Origin of the sequence: Vibrio sp. 10N.222.51.C5 (genome assembly GCF_041474575.1) — a bacterium.
Classification (GTDB): domain Bacteria; phylum Pseudomonadota; class Gammaproteobacteria; order Enterobacterales; family Vibrionaceae; genus Vibrio; species Vibrio crassostreae_C.
On sequence record NZ_JBFRUJ010000053.1, the window covers coordinates 15,935 to 39,531 of the forward strand.

6 protein-coding genes are annotated in these 23,597 nt (G+C 45.6%); 5 read left to right on the forward strand and 1 reads right to left on the reverse strand.

Annotation, left to right across the window (positions count from 1 at the left end; all coding sequences use genetic code 11):
• Nucleotides 1–78 precede the first annotated feature (78 nt).
• The 5 genes from AB4558_RS16715 to AB4558_RS16735 all read left to right on the forward strand — a co-directional run bounded on the left by AB4558_RS16715 (nt 79) and on the right by AB4558_RS16735 (nt 5,723).
• Entirely contained in the window at nt 79–414 is a 336-nt protein-coding gene (locus tag AB4558_RS16715; protein WP_009846518.1) for a cupin domain-containing protein, read from the forward strand.
• Nucleotides 415–448: 34 nt separating this feature from the next.
• Complete coding sequence (locus AB4558_RS16720; protein ID WP_017061485.1) at nt 449–1,381, forward strand: sugar kinase; 933 nt, start codon at nt 449–451, stop codon at nt 1,379–1,381.
• A gap of 73 nt (nt 1,382–1,454) precedes the next feature.
• Nucleotides 1,455–2,081, forward strand: a complete 627-nt coding sequence (locus AB4558_RS16725; RefSeq protein ID WP_017069898.1) for a bifunctional 4-hydroxy-2-oxoglutarate aldolase/2-dehydro-3-deoxy-phosphogluconate aldolase — start codon at nt 1,455–1,457, stop codon at nt 2,079–2,081.
• Nucleotides 2,082–2,944: 863 nt separating this feature from the next.
• On the forward strand, nt 2,945–4,711 hold the full coding sequence (locus tag AB4558_RS16730) for a sodium:solute symporter family protein (protein WP_017061487.1): 1,767 nt from the start codon (nt 2,945–2,947) through the stop codon (nt 4,709–4,711).
• Nucleotides 4,712–4,958: 247 nt separating this feature from the next.
• Nucleotides 4,959–5,723, forward strand: a complete 765-nt coding sequence (locus AB4558_RS16735; protein WP_017067326.1) for a transporter substrate-binding domain-containing protein — start codon at nt 4,959–4,961, stop codon at nt 5,721–5,723.
• Between the two features lie 75 nt (nt 5,724–5,798).
• On the opposite strand, the gene AB4558_RS16740 is transcribed toward AB4558_RS16735, so the two are convergent.
• Nucleotides 5,799–23,378: a retention module-containing protein gene (locus tag AB4558_RS16740; RefSeq protein WP_372158937.1), complete on the reverse strand. Its 17,580-nt coding sequence runs from the start codon at nt 23,376–23,378 to the stop codon at nt 5,799–5,801.
• Between the last annotated feature and the right edge of the window lie 219 nt (nt 23,379–23,597).

Genomic DNA, 23,597 nt, shown 5'->3' on the forward strand with positions numbered 1-23,597 from the left:
TACAATTAGGCTCATTCCCTTATGATGGATGGAAGTTAAGTAACACTTAAAAGATTTAAACAGATTAGGAGATACACAATGAACTCTTTCTTTATCCTAGATGAAAACCCATGGGAAGAACTTGGTGGCGGCATTAAGCGTAAAATCGTTGCTTACACTGACGATCTAATGGCAGTACACCTATGTTTTGATAAGGGCGCGATTGGCCACCCTCATACTCACGAAATCCATGACCAAATCGGTTACGTAGTTCGTGGTAGCTTCGAAGCTGAGATTGAAGGCGAAAAGAAAGTCCTTAAAGAAGGCGATGCTTACTTCGCTCGTAAACACATGATGCACGGTGCAGTTGCACTAGAGCAAGACAGCATCCTTCTTGATATCTTCAACCCTGCGCGTGAAGATTTCCTAAAATAATAAACAGCGCAACCTCAGTTGCTAAGGTAAGCATATGAAATCATTAAACATCGCGGTCATTGGCGAGTGCATGGTTGAGCTACAAAAGAAACAAGACGGGCTTAAGCAAAGTTTCGGTGGCGATACACTAAATACTGCACTTTACTTGTCTCGCTTAACAAAAGAGCAAGATATCAACACGAGCTACGTAACAGCGCTAGGCACTGACCCATTCAGTACCGACATGTTAGAAAAGTGGCAAGCGGAAGGTATCGACACTAGCTTAATTGCTCAGCTTGATCACAAACAACCAGGGCTTTACTACATCGAGACCGATGAAACTGGTGAACGCAGTTTCCACTACTGGCGTAATGATGCTGCAGCAAAGTTCATGTTTGACCAGGAAGACACGCCTGCTCTACTTGATAAGTTATTCTCTTTTGATGCGGTTTACCTAAGTGGTATTACGCTTGCTATCTTGACAGAGAATGGACGCACGCAGCTATTCAACTTCTTAGACAAATTTAAAGCGCAAGGCGGCCAAGTATTCTTCGACAATAACTTCCGTCCAAAACTTTGGGAAAGTCAACAAGAAGCGATTTCTTGGTACTTGAAGATGCTTAAGTACACTGACACGGCTCTACTGACGTTCGATGACGAGCAAGAGTTGTACGGCGACGAAAGCATTGAACAGTGTATTGCACGTACGTCTGAATCTGGTGTGAAAGAGATCATCATTAAACGTGGTGCTAAAGACTGCTTAGTAGTTGAAAGCCAAAGCGCTCAGTACGTTGCTCCAAACCCAGTAGACAACATTGTTGATACTACAGCGGCTGGCGACTCGTTCAGCGCGGGCTTCCTAGCTAAGCGCTTAAGCGGTGGCAATGCACGTGATGCAGCGTTGGCAGGTCATATTGTGGCAGGGACTGTGATTCAGCATCCAGGTGCTATCATTCCTCTAGAAGCGACGCCTGATCTGTCTCTATAATTACGCACTTTAACTATTAATCAAGGGTTTGCTTAGTTGAAAGCAAGCCCACATTTAACGTGAGAAAGAATTCATGACTACATTAAATGAACAACTAGCAAACCTAAAAGTAATTCCTGTAATCGCTATCAACCGTGCTGAAGACGCTATCCCTCTAGGTAAAGCACTTGTTGAAAACGGCATGCCATGTGCAGAAATCACGCTACGTACAGAATGTGCAATCGAAGCGATTCGCATCATGCGTAAAGAATTCCCAGACATGCTAATTGGTTCAGGTACTGTACTGACTAACGAGCAAGTTGACGCATCTATCGAAGCTGGCGTTGATTTCATCGTAAGCCCAGGTTTCAACCCGCGCACTGTTCAATACTGTATCGATAAAGGCGTTGCAATCGTACCGGGTGTTAACAACCCAAGCCTAGTTGAACAAGCAATGGAAATGGGCCTTCGCACGTTGAAGTTCTTCCCTGCTGAACCTTCTGGCGGTACTGGTATGCTTAAAGCACTAACAGCGGTTTACCCTGTTAAATTTATGCCTACTGGTGGCGTAAGCTTGAAGAATGTTGATGAATACCTATCGATCCCTTCTGTACTTGCGTGTGGCGGTACTTGGATGGTTCCAACTAACCTTATCGACGAAGGTAAGTGGGACGAACTAGGCAAGCTTGTTCGTGATGCAGTTGATCACGTTAACGCTTAATCTATTTTAGATTGAGTGATGAAGCCTCACCTCGGTGGGGCTTTTTGTTATCTGGCGTTTATTGCGCTGACTAACCGTAAACACGCTAAATCAACGTTGTGTTTCCCCCACACCCTATCGCCTTTCTCCCTATGGCCTCGTACAGCTCCACGACTAAGACGGGCAAGAACGAGTAATGTAAGGCTTTCAATCTACGTCAGTATGCATCTAACGAAGCGTTACTGGTGTCCCTACTGCCTATCTACCCCCTTTTACCCAGCCCTTTATCCAGCCCTTTATCCAGCAATGTTCCTTTTCGATACGTCGTCAAACATCTCTCATCGCATGCACTGATGGCCACAATAGACAAAGTGCGCCGCAAAATGTGTCCCGTCATCGAGTTTAACGCCCACTCAGTGACAAAAATTCCAAATACGCACCTCTATGATGAATAAATAGCATAGAAAGGCTTCATGGCCGCAGATAAACAGAAAATAGCGAAGTGAAAACAATGAGCTACACTTGAAATCTCAATACAAAAATTTTCAGTATAGGGTTCCAAATTAACGTGAATGTCGTCGCACAACACATCGATTTGTAGCACATTTGTTACGGTTATAATTAAAATCTTATAGATACGGCAAAGTAAGCGCTTTTGTTTATATTGTAATACATATAAACATTTAACCCTCAATTTATTTTAGATCTCAAACAAAATACACTCACATTTAAATTCAATTAAAACAAATACTTATATAACCACGTGTTAGAGGCCGAAAAATCAATGCGACCTAGATCATACTAAAGACATATTGTAGTACAAATAAACCTTGGGACGCGTTAATCTAAGCCCAGTTAATTATGATATTTAAAAGGCTGAAAAGATGACTATTGATACTTTTGTTGTTCTCGCCTACTTCTTCTTTTTAATCGCGATTGGTTGGATGTTCCGTAAGTTCACCACCTCTACAAGTGATTACTTCAGAGGGGGCGGCAAAATGTTGTGGTGGATGGTTGGTGCAACTGCCTTCATGACACAATTTTCAGCATGGACGTTTACAGGTGCCGCAGGACGCGCATTCAATGACGGTTTCGTTATTGTAATCCTATTCTTAGCCAATGCTTTTGGCTACTTCATGAACTATATGTACTTCGCTCCAAAGTTCCGCCAACTTCGTGTGGTAACGGCGATCGAAGCTATTCGTCAGCGCTTTGGTAAAACGTCTGAACAGTTCTTCACATGGGCAGGTATGCCGGACAGCCTTATCTCTGCAGGTATCTGGCTAAACGGTCTAGCTATCTTTGTAGCAGCGGTATTCAACATCCCAATGGAAGCTACCATTGTGGTAACGGGTATGGTTCTAGTATTGATGGCAGTAACCGGCGGCTCTTGGGCGGTTGTTGCTTCTGACTTCATGCAAATGCTTGTAATCATGGCCGTGACAATCACTTGTGCGGTAGCAGCTTACTTCCACGGTGGCGGCTTAACTAACATTGTTGCTAACTTCGACGGCGACTTCATGTTAGGTAACAACCTAAACTACATGAGCATCTTCATCCTTTGGGTTGTATTCATCTTCGTGAAGCAGTTCGGTGTAATGAACAACAGCATCAACGCATACCGTTACCTATGTGCAAAAGACAGTGAAAACGCACGTAAAGCGGCAGGCCTAGCATGTATCCTTATGGTTGTTGGTCCACTAATTTGGTTCCTACCACCTTGGTACGTTAGTGCATTCATGCCTGAGTTCGCTGAGCAATACACATCAATGGGCGACAAAGCCGGTGATGCTGCTTACCTAGCATTCGTACAAAACGTAATGCCAGCAGGTATGGTTGGTCTTCTTATGTCAGCAATGTTCGCTGCAACGATGTCTTCTATGGATTCAGGTTTGAACCGTAACGCTGGTATCTTTGTAATGAACTTCTACAGCCCGATTCTTCGTAAAAATGCGACTCAGAAAGAGCTGGTTATTGTAAGTAAGATAACGACTATCATGATGGGTATTTTCATCATTGCGATTGGTCTATTCATTAACTCTCTGCGTCACTTAAGCTTGTTCGATATCGTAATGAACGTAGGTGCGTTGATTGGCTTCCCAATGCTTATCCCTGTCCTACTAGGTATGTGGATTCGTAAGACACCTGACTGGGCTGGTTGGTCTACTCTAGTGGTTGGTGGTTTCGTTTCTTACATCTTCGGTATCTCTCTGCAAGCAGAAGACATCGAGAACCTATTTGGTCTAGAAACAGCGCTTACAGGCCGTGAATGGAGCGACTTGAAAGTAGGTCTTAGCTTAGCTGCTCACGTAGTGTTCACAGGTGGTTACTTCATCATGACTTCTCGCTTCTACAAAGGCCTATCGCCAGAGCGTGAGAAAGAAGTTGACCAACTATTCACTAACTGGAACACGCCGCTTGTAGCGGAAGGTGAAGAGCAACAAAACCTAGATACTAAACAGCGTTCAATGCTTGGTAAGCTTATCAGCACAGCAGGTTTCGGTATCCTAGCAATGGCTCTGATTCCAAACGAACCAACAGGACGCTTGTTGTTCCTACTATGTGGTTCAATGGTACTAACCGTTGGTATCCTATTGGTTAACGCATCTAAAGCTCCGGCTAAGATGAACAACGAGTCAGTTGCTAAATAGCTAAATAAGCAGCTAACAAGTTAAACCAAAATGAAGCCCATGTTATTCGATAACATGGGCTTTTTGTTTGTCTTCGGTTTATCAAAACGGAATATGAAACGCACCTCGATCAATGCTCACAAACCATAGAAATACCTATCTCCTGCCCTCGTTTCATCTTCTTTTCCAACCTTTCCAATGGTTTGATCTCTTTCTCTGATTGTTTCTGTTACTTTGAATGACAACACAAACACAACAGACAATTACAATGAAAAAAACATCACTATTACTTGCTTCCATTGCTCTGGCACTTTCTGGTGTCGCACACGCTGACCAGCTAGAAGACATTCAAAAATCAGGTACTCTGCGTGTGGGCACCACAGGTGACTACAAGCCTTTCTCTTACTTCGATGGTAAAAGCTACTCTGGCTACGATATCGACGTTGCACAGCACATCGCGGAACAATTAGGCGTTGAATTGAAGATTGTTCGTACCACATGGAAAGATCTACTGGCCGATCTAGACGACGATAAGTACGACATCGCCATGGGCGGCATTACACGTAAAATGCAGCGTCAGTTAAACGCGGAACAAACTCAAGGCTACATGACCTTTGGTAAGTGTTTCTTGGTTGCAAAAGGCACCGCAGAACAGTACGACAGCATTGAGAAAGTGAACCTCTCTTCTGTTCGTGTGGGCGTGAACATTGGCGGTACTAACGAGATCTTTGCCGACGCGAACTTGCAGAATGCAAGCTTCACACGCTACGAGAACAATCTCGACGTACCGAAAGCAGTAGCAGAAGGCAAAGTTGATGTGATGGTAACAGAAACGCCTGAAGGTCTATTCTATCAAGTAACTGATGAACGTCTTGAAGCGGCACGCTGCGAAACTCCATTCACCAACAGTCAGTTCGGCTATCTGATTCCTAAAGGTGAACAACGTTTGTTGAACACGGTGAACTTCATTATGGATGAGATGAAATTGAAAGGTGTTGAAGAAGAGTTCCTGATCCACAACTCCCTTAAGTAACTCTTTTCAATTTATACCGTAACAAAAAAGAGGCCAGCAATGCTGGCCTCTTTCGTTATGGTTCAATGGTTCGCTTTAACCGTGAGTTATCACATTCTGCTGTACCAATGCATCCAGAATGTCCGAAGGCATGGTGCTACTTAAGGTTAGCTGTGGCGCAAGGTCTTCAACCACAATCACCTGTTCCGTAGTACCTAAGCCATCCGGGTTGATCGTAAGCTCAATATCATCCCCGTCCACTTTCGCGTCTATTTGTTGTAGCAACGCGGTCATGTCTGGAGATGTATTTTTAAGCTCCGGCAACACTTCTCTCAAGTCAATGCTGTCCCCTTCCGACAAATCAAAGTCGGTAATCGTATCTTCAACACCATCTTCGATGTTAAGCCATACGAACGAGTCCATACCATCACCACCAGTCAGAATGTCTGAGCCTCCGCCGCCAATCAGGGTGTCGTTACCGTCACCGCCAACAAGCGTATCGTCACCTGCGCCACCTTCAAGTCGATCATTCCCTGAACCACCCGTTAAGTCAGTCGCATTAGCACCAGCCAGTAACTGAACATCATCGGTTTCCGAAGCCAAGTTAATATCAACTGCGTTAGACACAATGTTCAAGTTAAGGTCAATCGATGCAGAGGTTGCTGTATCGTTGTTGTCAGTCTCTTCAGAAACCGCCTCGACTTTCAGTGTGTAGTTACCTGGAGTTTGAGAAAGCCCAACCGCTTGCAAGCTTTCAATTGCATCTGCCGTTGCTACCCAAACACCACCGCCAAGATCCGTCACAGAACCCGCAGCACTGGTGATTTGAGCGCCAGCAGGTACATCACTGATATGCAGCGTTAGCTCTTCTGTAATGTCCGTTAAGGCTGCGATAATCCCAACTAAAGGAATGCCACTCGCACTCACAGACTGACTCGCAGTAATGTTTCTCACGTAGTTAGTCGCACTATCGATAGACAGGGTTGGTGCATTCGCCACTGGCGTCACCGCGATGTTGTAAACCACAGGTGCTGTCTCTATCGCAATACCTGAAGGGTTGCCGCTGTCTTTGGCAACAACTTCTAATCCAATGCTATTGGTTGGAGACAGGCTCGCATCAAGGAAAACACCATTTGGACTGGTTGGCGTATCAATCAACGCATTCAGGTCACTCAATGTCCCCACTAAGATGACTGAACCCGTGTTGTTGCCGTTAACAACAACCGTCGTCACTGCTGGAAGTGATACATTCAATGTACCGTAATCCACCGTCAGCGTGACGGTCATCAGATCATCAGAAAATGTATCTACATAATCAGGGTCACTGAAATTGATACCACTCAACAGTTGACCAGCATCCTCGTCAATAACCGTAGTGACACTGTCACCATTAACGACCGGTGTATCGTTCACTCCATCGACAATCGCGGTGATCTCCGCTGTATCCGTTAGGAAGTCATTAGCGCCGTTGGTTGTACCATCATCCTCTACGGTATAGGTAAACTTAACGTTGCCGTTGTATTCATCAGCTGCCGTAAATACCCAGTATGGGCCAGTGATCGTAGCATCATCAGCACCACCTACGTTCTCGAAGCGTTGTAGTTGACCTTGGCCTTCATCGAGCGCCAGATTAGTCACGGTAATCGTGTCGTTTTCCGGATCGCTCGTCGCAGCAATTAAATCGCCCTCTTTGATGATCAACTGACCTTCTTCAAGGATGTTGCCTAAGTCGATGTCCGTTGCTACAGGAGCGTCATTCACTTCCGTTACTTCAAGACTAATTTCAGCACTGTCGGTTAGGAAGTCATCCGCGCCATTAGTTGTACCGTCATCAGTAATTGAGTAATTGAATTTAACGTCACCGTTAAAGTCGTTGTCCGCTACAAATAGCCAGAATGGTCCGGTAATCGCCGCGTCATCGGCGCCACCTGCATTTTCAAAGCGGGTTAGTTGGCCTTGTCCCTGAGTCAGAGTTACACCAGTTACTGTTAAGTTGTGGTTTTCTGGGTCAGAGCTTGCTGCAATTAAATCCCCTTCAACAATAACAAGCTGGCCTTCCTCGGCAATCGAACCTAAATCAACATCTGTCGCGACAGGCGCATCGTTCACTTCCGTCACCTTAATGGTGAACGTAGTTTGATTAGTTTGAGCCGTATTCGGATCACCCGCGTCAATCAAGCCGTTATTACCACCATCATCGAGCGTTGCATTGATCGTGACTAAACCACTCTGGTTGAGGTAATTCTGGTCTGGATCGGGTTTGAACGTCACTGCTCCATTGGTCAATGCGGTATTGATGTCGGCTTCTTTACCGGTAATCACCAATGAGCCACCAGGTTGCAATACAAACGTCACATCAGGAGAACTTGTAAACTCAAATACACCTTGTGCTCCCGGCAATAATTGGTCAATTTCCAACGTCAGCGTATATGGTGCATCCGGATTATCAAAACTTGCGTCTACATCGTAGATACTAAAGTTGTCAATCGCCACACCACTTGAGTCTTCTTGCGTTTCAATGTTGGTGACATTCACAAACGTCGGCTGGTCGTTGATCGGATCAACCACTAAATCAACATCGAAACTGGTTGGTGTACCCAAATATTCGGTGTTATCAGCGTCAGTATCAACAGAGCGAACGGTAATCTGCAGCGGGCCATTGATGCCTAACACATTACCTGCATCACTGTTGTGTTCACCAGAATTGAATACGATCTTATCAAGTGACTGCGCAGCAACATCCAGTGTCCAGATCTTCGTAACTGGATCGTAACTAGCCAAGGTCGTGCCGTCTGGGTAGTAGATAGAGGCATCTTGAGGCACACCAGCAACTTCGACTCGAAGTGTCTCTGGCGCATTCTCGGTATAAGTGCCGCTGCCCGTTGCAGATAGCTCTTTATCCAAAATTGTCGCATTGATTTCGATATCAATGTTTTGACCTTCGTTACCTGTCACAGAATCTGTTGGATTAGTATCAACATCATCACCCACAGGTACCACATGCAGCTTAAAGCTTGGCAGATTTGATGCTGCAGTAGGCACACCCAACAAAGATTCTTGAGTAAATACGGCAACACCAAATTCAGCCGTACCACTGAAGTCCTTAGGCGGTAAAATCGAAATCTCACTCAAGTCGAACGATAACCCTGATGCTTGAGGTAGTTGAACACTCCACTCACCACCACCATTATTCTTCACCGTGTATGCCGAACCAGCATCTGCACGCATCTGGAAGCCATCAGGTACATCTGTAAACTTAATCGACACAAACTGTTCTGAGCCATCAAGGTCAGTCAGTGCAATCGATACAGGCCCTGTGCCCGACAAAGAAATCAGCTGGTCCTCAGTACCCGTAATCTCGATAACATCAGGATCGCTACCCGGGCCAGTGACAGACACGTCATCCACCACAGGAACGACTTCAAAACTGACATTGGTTGAGAAAGTATCGGTATCAGTCGCGCTGCCAGTTGGCGAAGCTGCATCATTGTATGTAGCAGTATCGGTAATCGTCCCGCTGACATTCACTTGCACCTGATTTACGTCATTATCTGTTGGGTAATTTAACGCCGGTCGGAATAGTACATTATCCAACGCGCCTGCATTAATCTCAGCTTCATTAAAGGTCACCGATGTGCCAAGCGATACCCCTGCGCTGGTATAGAAAGCCCCAACACTCGTGTCATTTAACGTCAGTGTGATAGAGGTGAATTTTTCGTCACCACCTTCAACTCCGCTTACTTGGTCATCAATGGTCGAGCTGAAATCAAGTTGGATATAGGTATCTTCGTAGCCGACTGGATCTTGCCCTGCTTGACCGTCGGTATCGACAAGGTTAAACGAATCGTCAAGCGAACCAACGACAGTAACGTCAATATCTGGGTTACCTTCAACATCAGGAGCAACTTTAATGACTACTTCTGTCACTAGAGTTTTCTCATCCCCCGACAATACGTCTTTAGTTACTATCGTCAACGGCAACCTAAAGTCGCCGGAGTAGTCGGCTGGTAAGTTAAGCAGTAGTCCAGAGAGGTCGGTCGAGACCCCTTGATCGACGGTAGTCTGGAATACATATTTGCCATTAACAAAGTCTAGGTCGCTGCTTCCCGATAAACTAATTGGGAAGGTGACTTCGTTCACCGCTCCTGGATTAATGGTCACACTGTCATCAATAATGATGGTCACTTGATCAGTTGAGTCATCTTCGCCCGAGAAAGTAATTAAACCATTCAATGCCGTACCTAGATCTAACTGGGTGTCCTCAATCGCATCAACAACACTGTCTGGTGTTATATCAATATCGGCTGCAACCTTAGTACTCCCAGCCACCACTTGAGGGAATGACAGAGTGACTTCTCCGTCCCTACGAGCGGCCGTAGATGACTCAACCTCAGCACCATCACCTCGGTCTATTACCGTGCTAAAGATATCCATCTTGATGTCATTGAACCCTCCTGCCCCGCTGTTTCCTGAAGGAAGAACAAGGCCGTTCGATGCACTGATGCTAAATATGTCTTCATTCGTTACAACCCAGCGCCCATTGCCTTCATAAGCAGCGCCAATAACGAGCAGTTGATTGAGTACAGCATCTGATAGCTCCGAACCGTCCACGTTTGTTAATTCAATAACTAACTGGTCAACTTCTTCGATAGCGGACGAAGCATCTGTTTCTTGATATCGAATGACGAACTCATCCGTAACCGATGTATTATCGCTGTTGGTTGTGAACTTAAGCACGCCAGTGTTTGCATCAGCAACTACGGTTGCTAGTGCTCCAGTACCCAGCACATCATCGACGATAAGCTTGTTGCTAGCGTCTTTCGGCTCAACGACTGGACGTACGATAACATCAATCGAGCCCGTGATTGTCGCGGTAGCGATGCCCTGACCAGGATCAGTCGCATCAACATACTCATGATCTCGCTCTTCGATCATGACAACCGTATTAAGCGTAAAGTCGGTGCTCGAGTCTTGTTCAGGTGTGATCTGAATAAAATTATTGTTCAGTGCAATTTGAGTAAACTCTTCTGCCGTCTGTCCACTCTTCGGCGTAATGGTTAAAGTGCCTGCTGAAGCATCGTAAACCCAAGTTACATCGCCATTAACCACAACACTTTCAACATCTGTCGGAATGGCACTGATCACAATAGAAGTGAAATGCTCATCATCATCAATATAATCAGTACCCTCTGGGTGCCAATCAATACTGATCGCCGTATCTTCATCGCCATTAGTGACTGTGCTGTACGTCGCTGAGGTATCGATTCTAGGTTCGACTAACACTCGCACTTCTTGGTCAAACGTAAGCGTATGACCGTCATTCTCAGTCACGATCACTTTACCCTGAATGTGAATGTTCTCTGTTGAAGAATCGACAGGTCTGATGCGGATTCCTGAGGTTTTACCTGCGTCAGTGATGTTCGCTTCGTAGATAGGTTTAGAAAGATCGGGGCTACCACCCGGACCGGTTTCGTAACCGACAAAGTTAAGGTCAATAATGGTACCGTCACCGTCTTCCAGAATAACGCCATCAGGAATACCCGAGAGGATAACGGTTATGGATTCTGAACCATCGTCAGGTAATGGGGTTTGATCTACTGCTGCAGGATCAGGTCTTCTCTCTCCAGACAACACGGTGAAATCAAGCTCGGCGTAGCTGTCTCCATTCTGGCTCTCTTGGATCGTGGTTTGAACACCAGGTGTTGTGCCATCGGTGATTGCTGTCCAAGCCGTACCGTTTGTACCGCCATAAGGAATATCTGCAACCCCTTTAACCTCAACGTTAACCGTTTTAGTTCCTAGGATTTCTTCATCAACTTGTGCACCAGTAGAGAGGTTCGCAGTGTCTTTAACCACACCGGTTACATCAAAAGTAAAATCGACATTGCTGTGTTTAGTCGGAACAATCTCTACGTTGGCGAGATCGGAATACGCCACTTCCTGATAATCAATACCGTTAATAGTGATTGTAGGAACTGGGGTCGTAGTTCCAAGGAAATAAAGCACCGCCCCTTCGGTAATATTACTGATACGAACAAATAGCTCTTCTGAACCATCAGTGTCCACTGAGCCATTCATTGTGATGACTTCGTCTAGCGTGAAGGCATCTTTGTTGTCCAGAGGACCTAGGTAGTCTGGGTCATCAATATTGTCTTCGTTAATACGAATCCGGTTAACACTGAACGACCCAGGGTCCGCATCGGCAGTCACATCAATGATAATGTTTTGCTCAACAGAGCGAGCGGTCGTTTTGTCTAACCCGCCGTTCGCTGAATCATCGTATGGGTTAAGCGTCTCTTCCGTAATTGCCGTCGCTTTGAACTCAATTTGTCCAGAGAAGTTGTCGATTGGGTTAACGACTGTGCTATTAATATCAGCAGATGCGATGATATAAACACCATTAACAGGCGTTAACACATTGCCATTTTGATCAAGTAACTCAAACTTCCCATCACCCTGAATCGCTTCAAGTTCATAGGTAATCGTCTCAGTATTGCTGTTATCTTGCGATTCAGCATTCAGCTGCAACGTAACATTGTCTTCATCTTCATTCACTTGATACTGATAAGTACTGTTGGCGTCATCCCACGTTGCAATATCCGCTACCGCTTCAATCTCGATTCTGAAGTTTGAGTTAACGGTGTGATCCGTATTGCCATTTTTCTCAATTTCTAGCTCATAACGAACGCGCCCACCAGTTTCATCCGAACTAGCGTGTTGGTCCGGAACAAAGAACAAGTTGTCTATCGTCGCAATAGTTTGTCTTGGCTCATTCGGATTTGGAGCAAAGCTTTGTTCGAGTTGAGGAGGACCAAATATAATGCTCCCATTTGACTCAGGCACTAATTCAATGTAGTCAGCACCATCAAAGTAATAAAAAGTACCTTGATGACTATCACCTCCGTTCGGGCTTTTAATCGTCAACTGGCCAATAGATTCAGCGTTATCTTGGTCATACAGACTAACTTGCAGCGCAACTTGAGCTGGCGCATTAGGCAAACCATTTTGGTTATCTTGAATATTCTCAAGAGCCGGCTCATCGCCTGTTGCATAAGGTATGGTTGAGTCTCTACCCGCATCCTCGAAGGTCGTCACTTTCAGAGCGATTCTTGTAGAGTCCCTATCAGTAATCGTTATATCTAACGGTGTTTCAGAGGTATCTAAATCGCCATCCGTCGCAATCACATTAATCGAAAAATCGATGGTGTCTAGGCCGTCATGATCGAGATAGCCGTTAGCTCTAAATTCAACCTCGCCATTTGAGTTGATACGCAAACGCCCTAGCTCACGGGTGTCCACGCCACCACTACCATCGTCGGTTTGTTCGTACACTCGTACTTGTTGACTACCGCTATTTAAATCGAAACTGCTGCTGTACGGCCCGCTGTTTCCTGTACGGAAAACAATATCTGCACCATTACTGGTAATGCCCTCAATTCGACTCAGTACCGCGCCATCCGCGCCGACATCCGTCGCATTAGCAAACATGTCAACTTTGGAATTACCATAGCCCTGGCCTTCAATTCGTGTGATCGATTGAGTTGTCACCAATGGAACATCATCAGTCACCGTGATTTTCAAATCGATCGCGTTTGATTGGTCTTGATCAAAATCTTCTGCAACAACAGAAAAGTTAAGGTCAATTGCGTTTTCATTCGCGCCATCAGGGTGCTTAAGTGGTTTAAACAATTCAAACTGATAGCTGTTATCCGAGGTATCGAAAATAATCTCAAACACAGCTTCATTACTCGTTGCAGTTTGAGCAACGTAAGTAAATGTTGTGCCGCTTTGTGAAACAGCAAGCCACTCTAAACTTTCTCCGTTGGAGGTTAAGCCAGTCAGAACCAAATCTTCATCAACCAGTTCATACTTCACAACACCATCCGCGCCTTCATCGACAGTGAACAGGCCATTAATAATGGTGTCTTCAGATTGATCGGAACCAATACCAGTAAGATCGTCTTCATCGACAACCGTTTCACCCGTCGGCGCACTCATTACTGGCGCATCGTCTAGCACCTCGATTGGCAATACATATTGGTTAGAATCATCGCCGTCACCATCAACCGCAACGACATCAAATGGAATCGTTAAGGTATTGGAATTCGGGCTTGTTGGATGGTTTAGAGGACCTAGCAACGTAAACGTATAAGAGCCGTCATTCGCTAGCGCGAGCGTGAAGATAGGAGTTCCACTTGTCGTCGTACCTTGATAGGTCGTTGTGTTGGCGGCACCTGTGACTTCTGTAATAGAAATCGCTTCAGTTCCAGAGGTCAATGTCGCTTCAAGCGCAGAGATATTACGCAGTTCGTAAACCTCTACTTGGTCTGCACCTTCTGTGGTAACAAATGCACCTGTTGCTTGAGAAATCGCAGAGCCGAGATCATCTTCATCAACCACAAATGTGCTGGTCGCTGTCGTATCGGTAATGACAGGCACATCATCGGTGATAGTAACGGTCAAAGGTTTCATCACAGAGTCGGTATTGTCTTGGTCGACCGCGATCACTGGCAGAGTGAATACTTGATCGTTGTTGCCTTGCACAGGCAGATGATCGAGCTCTTCCAACAAAGTGAAGGTGTATTCGCCTAGCACTACACTATTAAAAGTGATGGTAAAGATATCCGTTTGAACACCCCCACTCTCAACGAAACCAATATAGGTTCCGCTGTTGGCTGGATCTTCTTTAAGCTGAACCACTAGGCCATCCGATTTCAAATCACCAGACGTGTTGAACTGAGTGGTATCAATACGGAAATAGCTCACATCATCACTTCCCGCTGTGAAAGCAATGGTTTCAGTTTGGCTCACAGGTAAGCTCGGAGATGAACCATCCACGAGATTCGCTTCTTCCAATGCAACCGTTGGTACAGTATCAATTACCGGTGGAGCACCATCTGAAATCGTCAATGTCACGGTCGAAGTAACAATATCACCGTCTTTATCTTCTGATGTCACGGTAATCGTCTTAACGATATCACCACCAGAATGATTCAGGTTTCGATTAGGCTCAAAGCGCACATCACCTTCAAGCGTGATAAACAACGAACCTTCCGTAAATACAAACTCTTGCTCACCAGTGTTGGTTCGCACCAGAGACTCTTCAGGCTGACTACCATAAGTAAATTTGGTTATGGTGGCGCCATCAGCACTTTGCGCAGGCATCACATCAAATGTCGTTGTGGTAGGTGTGCCCGTGCTTGGTTCAGTGATGCTAAGCGCACCAGACTTCATTAACTGGACATCATCGGTGATGGTTACTGAAAGCGGTTTAGACGCTGAAATATCGCCATCGGTGTCTTGCGCGTAAACAGAAAGATCAAAACTCAGATCGTTGCTTCCTAAGCCATCAACGTGATCCAAACGCTCAAGCAGCGTAAAGGTATACTGGCTAGGATTAGTATCATCAAAATCTAGGGTGAATATGATTTTCTCACCACCCGAACCATCCGTCGTAAACGCAATGTAGTCGCCAGAACCCGCAGGCTCCTCACGTAAACTCAATTCAAGGCCATCAGACTTCAACACGCCGTTGGTATTGAACAGCCCAGCTTCAACGACTATTTTTCCAATGTCATCACTGCTCGCTAGCGAGGTGATAGTCTGAGTCACACTGACAGGCGTTCCGCTAGGTGTCGAACCATCCGCAAGTAAGCTTTCCGACAAGCTGACACTTGGCACAACGTTGATTGTTGGTCCATCGCCATCAACAATCGTAAGCGTGACTGTTGATGAAAAGGTATCTTTATCAAAGTCAGAAGACGTAAACACAATCGACTTAACAATGTCGCCCGCAGAATGATCTAGATTTCGGTTTGGTTCGAACCTTACATCACCGCTTAGCGTGACAAACAATGAGCCTTCAGTGAAGGTAAACTCTTGCTCGCCATTGTTAGTTTGATCCAAGGTGATCGCTGAAGCGCCACCAAAAGTAAACTGAGTAATGGTCGCCCCATCAGCACTTGGTGTAGGCATTACATCAACAGTAGCAGTGGTTGGTGTGCCAGTATTTGGCTCTGTGATGCTTAACGTGCCATCTTGCATCTGTTGAATGTCATCTTGTATCGTTACCATGACATCGCGTTTAACCGAATCATCACCATCGGTATCAACGGCGTAAACAGGCAGGTTGAAGTTGAGGCTGTTATTAAGATCACCATCAAGGTGATCTAACGCCTCAATCAAAGTGAAGGTGAACTGCCCTTTATTAACGCTATCAAAATCAATGGTGAATACATTAGTTACGTTACCGGCCCCGTCATCAGTAAACCCGATGTAGTCGCCAGGTGAAGCAGGATCTTCTTTTAACTGAACAACAAGACCATTTGATTTGAGTAGGTCGCCAGGATTGAACTCGTTGGTTGCAATTCTAAAGTGGCTTAAATCATCACTACCCACGGTATAAGTGATCGTTTGTGTCGAGCTAACCGCTGAACCACTCGGCATAGAGCCATCAGCAAGACCAACTTCCGATAGGTTAATATCTGGCACTACATCGATAACCGGATCAATTCCGTCTTTGATCGTCAACGTGACATCCGCGGTATCGGTATCGTTATCAAAATCACTGGTCGTCACGACTATCGTTCTCACGATATCGCCAGATGAATGGTCTAGATTTCTACTTGGTTCAAAGCGCACCTCACCTTCAATCGTGATGTACAGTAAGCCATCGGTTACGGTAAAAACTTGTTCTGTAGACACAGTTGGGTCTAACGTAACAGCCGTGCCACCATCGTAGATAAACTGAGTCACTTTCGCGCCATCAGCACTCTGTGTCGGCATAACGTCGATTGTTGGCGTGGTTGGCGTACCTGCTGCTATATCAGCAAGTGAAGGCTCAGTGATACTTAACGCCCCATCTTGAACGCCTTGTACATCATCGGTGATCACCACGGTCATTGGCGACATTGCAGAATCATCACCATCGGTATCAACCGCTAAAACAGGGACATCGAAACTTAGAGTATTGTTTTGTAATCCATCTGTATGGTCTAACGCTTCAAGCAGTGTGAACGTATATTGCCCTAGATTGGTTGTCGAGAAACTGATCGTGAAGACGTTGGTTTCGACGTTAGAACCGTCCTTGACGAAGCCAATGTAATTACCAGAATTCGCTGGCTGCTCTTTAATCTCAACCTCTAATCCATTCGACTTCAAAGCCCCCGAAGTATTGAACTGAGCAGGGTCAATTCTGAAATAACTAACATCGTCACTACCCTCTGAGTAGGTAATAACTTGAGTCATCGCCACTGGATTGCCGGTTGGCGAAGAACCATCAGCGAGATCCACTTCTGAGAGCGTAATTCCAGGGACCAAATCGATCGTTGGAAGATCACCATCGGTAATCTTCAATGTCACGGTAGATGAGACGATATCACCATCAAGGTCAGTAGATGTAACAACAATCGTCTTAGTAATATCACCACTCGTGTGATCTTGATTTCGCACAGGCTCGAATCGTATCTCACCTTCTGTGGTAATAAATACAGAACCTTCAGTGAACACAAACTCTTGCTCGCCATTCACATTGAGATCAAGGCTTTCTGCACTGTTTCCATCAAACACAAATGAAGTGATTTTTGCTCCATCTGCGCTCTGATTTGGCATCACGTCCAGAGTATTCGATGTTTCGACGACTCCAGCAGGCTCACGACTGGTTATTGTGCCGCCTTGCATCAACTGCACATCATCACCAATAGTCACGCCAAGCTGAGAGACTAACGAATCGTCGCCGTCACTATCCACCGCATACACAGGCAGATCAAAACTCAGGTCGTTGTTGCCACGTGCATCTTGATGATCCAAGGCTTCGATTAAGGTAAAGGTGTATTCACCTAAGGTTGTCCCAGAAAAACTCAACGTAAATACTGTGGTTACCGCATTCGACGAGCTGGTTGTAAATCCGATGTAGTTGCCCGACCCTTGCGGATCTTCACGTAATTCAACAGCTAAACCATTCGATGTGAGTGCATCATTGGTATTGAACTCTGTTGGTTCAAGGCGGAAGCGGACCACATCATCACTTTGATTAGTGAAGGTGATGGTTTCGGTTTGACTTACCGCACTGCCACTTGGGGCTGAACCATCCGTCAGGTTCGTTTCAGATAAGCTAACCGTTGGAATAACATCAATGGTTGGAATATCACCATCGGTGATCGTTAACGTAACGGTTGACGCGACTGAGTCTTTGTCGAAATCGCTTGAGGTCACCACTATCGACTTAACAATATCGCCGGCCGTATGGTCAAGATCTCGATTAGGCTCAAAGCGAACTTCACCTTCGAGGGTAATGTACAGTTTGCCTTCTGCGAAGATAAACTGCTGTTCGCCTGCAATATTTTGATCGAGGGTGTTTACGACGCCATCATAAGTGAACTGAGTGATGGTCGCGCCGTCAGCACTTTGGTTTGGCATGACATCAAAAGTAGCCGTGGTCGGTGTACCAGCCGCTAAATCAGCGACGGTCGGCTCGGTAATATTGAGCGCACCACCTTGCATGATTTGAACATCATCATCAATCGTTACATTAAGCTGCGATACCAGTGAATCATCACCATCACTGTCTACCGCATAAACAGGCAGATCAAAGCTCAGATCATTGTTCGCTAGGCCAGCAACATGGTCTAGCGCTTCAAGTAGAGTGAAAGTGTATTCACCTAACGTGGCTGAAGAGAAGCTAATGGTAAACACGGGGACTTCAGCGCTCGAACCGTTGGTAATAAAGCCTATGTAAGTGCCCGGATTAGCAGAATCTTCTTTTATCTCGACCGCAAACCCATTCGATTTCAGTACACCACCGACATTAAACTCAGTTGGTTCAATGCGGAAACTCGTCACATCATCACTTTGGTTAGTGAAAGTAATCGTCTCGGTTTGACTTACTGCGCTACCGCTCGGGCTAGAGCCATCGCTAAGGTTAGTTTCAGATAGAGTAACGCTTGACACGGCATCGATGGTTGGGATATCACCATCGGTAATCGTCAGCGTAACCGTTGCTGTCACGGGATCGTTATCGAAGTCACTTGAAGTCACCACAATCGACTTCACGATGTCTTCGCTCGTTGTGTGGTCTAAATTACGATTTGGCTCAAAACGCACTTCACCTTGAAGAGTAATGAATAACTCTCCTTCCGTGAAGCTGAACTTTTGCTCGCCATTGTCAGTTTGATCAAGTGTTCGAAGTTGACCATCGTAGGTGAACTGAATGATTGTCGCGCCGTCAGCACTTTGCGTTGGCATCACATCGATGGTATTGGTCGTTACAGTACCACCAGCCAAATCAGCAACATTCGGTTCAACGATATCTAATGTGCCGTTTTGCATGATTTGGACATCATCACCGATAGTCACATTGAGTTGAGACACCAGTGAATCATCACCATCTTTATCAACAGCGTAAACCGGCAGGTCAAAGCTTAGGTTGTTATTTCCTAGCCCATCAACGTGATCTAACGCTTCCAACAGTGTGAAGGTGTATTGACCGATATTGGTATCCGAAAAACTAATCGTGAACACGTTCGTTTCAACATTAGGCGCCGTCGTCACAAAGCCGATGTAGCCACCCGGCGTACTTGGGTCGACTTTCAACTCAACCGTCAGTCCATTCGATTTTAGAAGGCCGCCAATATTGAACTCAGTAGGTTCAATACGGAAACTCGTCACATCATCACTTTGGTTGGTGAAGGTAATCGTCTCAGTTTGACTGACCGCACTGCCGCTTGGAGTAGAGCCATCACTCAGGTTGGATTCAGATAGCGTAACACTTGGTACATTATCAATCGTTGGAATATCGCCATCGGTAATGGTCAGCGTAACCGTTGAGGAAACAAGATCGTTATCAGAATCACTTGAGGTCACCACTATCGATTTAACAATGTCTCCACCTGTGTGGTCGAGATTGCGATTAGGCTCGAAACGCACGTCGCCCTGTAGGGTGATATACAGCGAACCCTCAGGAACATCAAATTTCTGTTCACCCGTATCGCTTTGGTCAAGTGTTAGTACCGCTCCACCATCGTAGGTCAACTGAGTAATGGTCGTTCCATCAGCGCCTTCTTCATCAAGAACATTAACCGTTGTCGTGGTCGGCGTACCTGCCGCTAAATCCGAGACCGTTGGCTCTTCAATATCGAGTGAGCTATTGACCATCACTTGAACGTCATCGGTGATCGTCACCGCCAACGGAGACATCAGAGAGTCGTCACCGTCGCTATCGACGGCGTAAACAGGCAAGTTGAATGTGAGGTCGTTATTGCCTTGAATCGGCGTGTGGTCAATCGCTTCGATAAGCGTAAAGGTGTATTCACCCAAATTAGTACTGCTGAAATCAAGAGTGAAAACGGTAGTTTCAGTATTCGAAATATCAGTCGTGAAACCGATATAATTACCCGAACCTGCAGGTTCTTCTCTAATCTCGATCACCAGACCATCGGACGTGAGAGAATCGCCAACGTTAAATTCACTAGGCTCTAAACGGAATTTCTCAACATCATCACTTTGGTTGGTGAAAGTGATGGTTTCTGTTTGGCTAACCGCACTGCCGCTTGGTGATGAGCCATCAGCGAGATCCGATTCTTCAAGAGCAACACTCGGAACAGCATCGATAGTAGGGTTATCACCATCAGTAATGGTCAAAGTAACGGTTGATGTCACCGGGTCGTTATCAAAGTCATTCGACGTCACGACTATCGACTTAACAATGTCTTCACTCGCAGAGTGGTCTAGGTTACGGTTTGGCTCGAAACGCATTTCACCTTCAAGGGTGATGAACAAGCGACCTTCTGCGAAGTTAAACTGCTGCTCGCCTGAAATACTTTGATCCAGTGTATTTACGACACCGTCATAATTGAACTGAGTGATGGTCGCGCCATCTGCACTTTGATCGGGCATCACGTCAATGGTGTTGGTTGTTACAGTGCCGTCAGCAAGATTTGGCTCGATGATATCTAACGTACCGTCTTGCATGATTTGAACGTCATCACCAATAGTTACATTAAGCTGAGACACCAATGAGTCATCGCCATCGCTGTCTACCGCATAAACAGGAAGCTCAAAGCTTAAATCGTTTTTATCTAGGCCATCCACATGGTCTAGCGCTTCAAGTAAGGTAAAGGTGTATTCACCTAACGTAGTAGCAGAGAAACTAATGGTGAATACTGGGATTTCAGAGCCAGAAGCGTTGGTAATAAAACCGATGTAAGTGCCCTGAATAGCAGAGTCTTCTTTTATCTCAACCGCAAACCCATTCGATTTCAGTGTCCCATCGACATTGAATTCAGTTGGTTCAATACGAAATTTAGCTACATCATCACTACCAGCAGTAAAGGTAATCGTCTCGGTTGCGCTAACTGTACTTCCGCTGGGAGCAGAGCCGTCATTAAGGTTGGTTTCAGAGAGAGTCACAGGCGGGATCAAATCAATGATCGGATCTTGGCCATCGGTAATACTTAACTCAAGCGTCGAACTATCAGTATCCCCATCACCATCTTCGGCTAAAAATGAGAACTGTTTGACGATAGTTTCACTGCTTGAGTGGTCGATATCACGAGCGACTTCAAAACTGAAGTCACCGTTTAATGAGATAGTGACGACACCTTCAGTAAAACTGAAAATCTGGGTAGCATCGGGGAGCAGGCTTTGATCGAGTGAGTAATCAACACCGTCGTAGTTAAACGATTGAATTGTAGAACCATCTGCGCCTTCGAAGTTGAATAGGTTATACGAAACAACGGTATCGCCGGCTAAAGTTGGTTCCGTGACTGACTCAACTTTATCAACTAGCTCAACAACATCATCTGTGACATTAACGAGAATCTCTGCGGCTTCTGGTGTACTCGAACCGCCAGATAGTGCAGAACGGTCGCCATCTGCATCAACAGCATAAATTGGCAATGCAAAAGTTAGCAGCGCATCTTCAGCGCCTTGATGAGAAAGTTCTTCATAAAGATTAAACTCATAGTTGCCCAATGAAGGGCTATCAATTTTAACATCAAAGACCGTAATTCTCGTTCCATTGACCTCAACGTAACCTTCATAAGTTCTTACACCACCGATCTCACCAATCAGCTCAAGTAGCACAGCCTCACCATTTGAAACCAAGGTGCCACCCGTATTAAATTCCGTCGGCTCCAGTTCATAATGGTCGATGATGTCGCTTTCGAAAATATCGGCAGTGATACTTCCGCTCCCCGCTACAGGCGCGGTTCCCTCTTGTGAGCCGCCAACAATACCCGCTTCATCAACGTCAATACTGTCAACATTAATGATAACCGGGCTATCGCCATCAGTAATGGCAATGTTGATCGTATTGGTTACAACATCTTGGTCAAAATCGGTAATCGTGATCGGCAAAGCAAACGTCAGTGAATCGGTGCCCACTTGTTCTATCGGATTAGGCTGCTCGAATTTATAGGTGCCGTCGGTATCAAGGGAGATAGAGAGAACAACCTCACCTCGACCTTGGATGGACAGAGTAATCGTTGTTCCATCATCAGAAAGTCTCGCAAGCGTGTTTTGATTATCACTGAGCAACCCATCAAACTGGTCCAGTGCACTTGCATCAAATACGGCTGATTGAAGGTTATCACTACCAATATTTGAGAACGTCCCTTCGATTGCCGCGCTGCTAGTTTCAACGTTAGTGATATTGACACTTTCAACAGACGGATCTATCCCGTCAAACACTGAAACTTGTGCGTTAACGGGTGTTGCTAGCGGGTTCCCAGCGGTGTCTTCACCTTGAATATCAAAAGTGATGTTAATTTGATCGCCTGTATAGGAAACCTGACCGCCACCAACAGACGTTACGTGATCAATTGGTTGAGAAATCGTTGTGGTCAATGAAAGCTCAGCGTTGTTTCCAACACTAACAACATCGATGTCGATGCGTAATACTTCATCGGTGCCTTGAACACCAATGATAGAGTTCGTCGCCGCATCATAAATAAACGTAACGGGTTGACCACTTGAAGTAATATCACTGTTTAGCTCTGTGAGTAGCGAAGCGAGAGACAGTGCTTCTGGAACAAAAGAATCAGGGGAGAGCGCTAAACTACCAGCAATAATCGTTTCGGTAGTTGTAATAGATTGGGGGTAGGTATTGCCAGAAATTGAGCCTTCGGTGAGCACTTCACTGATTGATTGACCGCCCGATGAACGGGTTATTGTTCTGAACTCTTCTCGGTCTTCATCAACCGTTTGTTCTGCTAGACCTGCGGTCTCAAAAAATGTCGACGGATGAGTTTCGGTGTAGTTGTAGTCAATCGTCACAAAGCCAGCGTTTGCAGAACCTAATCCGCCCCCCGCAGCCGTTGCTTCTAAGATTTGGGTCGGATCGGCACCACCTAAAATGGCTTCTTGAATTGCAGCAAGGTCGTCTTCAGTAAAGGTTTCTGCATCTGATTGCTGTAAGTCAAAATTAACCTCACCAGCTATTGGGGCATCTACCCATGCAGCGTTGTCATCAACACAACCGACGCAATTCTCTGCAACCGGAATCGAATCATTCTGAACGCCTAATACAAGCTCTGACTTGTTGGCCGTAATCACGATCTCATTTTCACGGATGATATCGCCAACCGAAACTTTTCTGGCATTGCCGTCTGGCTTAACTACAACCACATCTCCACTGGTAGCTTCAACAACTGCAGTCTGACGTGAAACTTCGATATCCATATATCCCCCGATGTCACAAATCGCTTCTTAAAGAGTTGTGAACATTATTTGTAATAGCAATATCAGGTTTTCAACAACTTATATCTCGCTCTTCGGAACACATTCAACCGGTTCATCGAAGAGATACAAAAAAGTATAAGTTTTACCTGTTTTTTTATAGTTTACTTACCTTTAAGCCTAGCCTCCCCCATAAAAAATGCCACGTCTGTGCGAATAGAC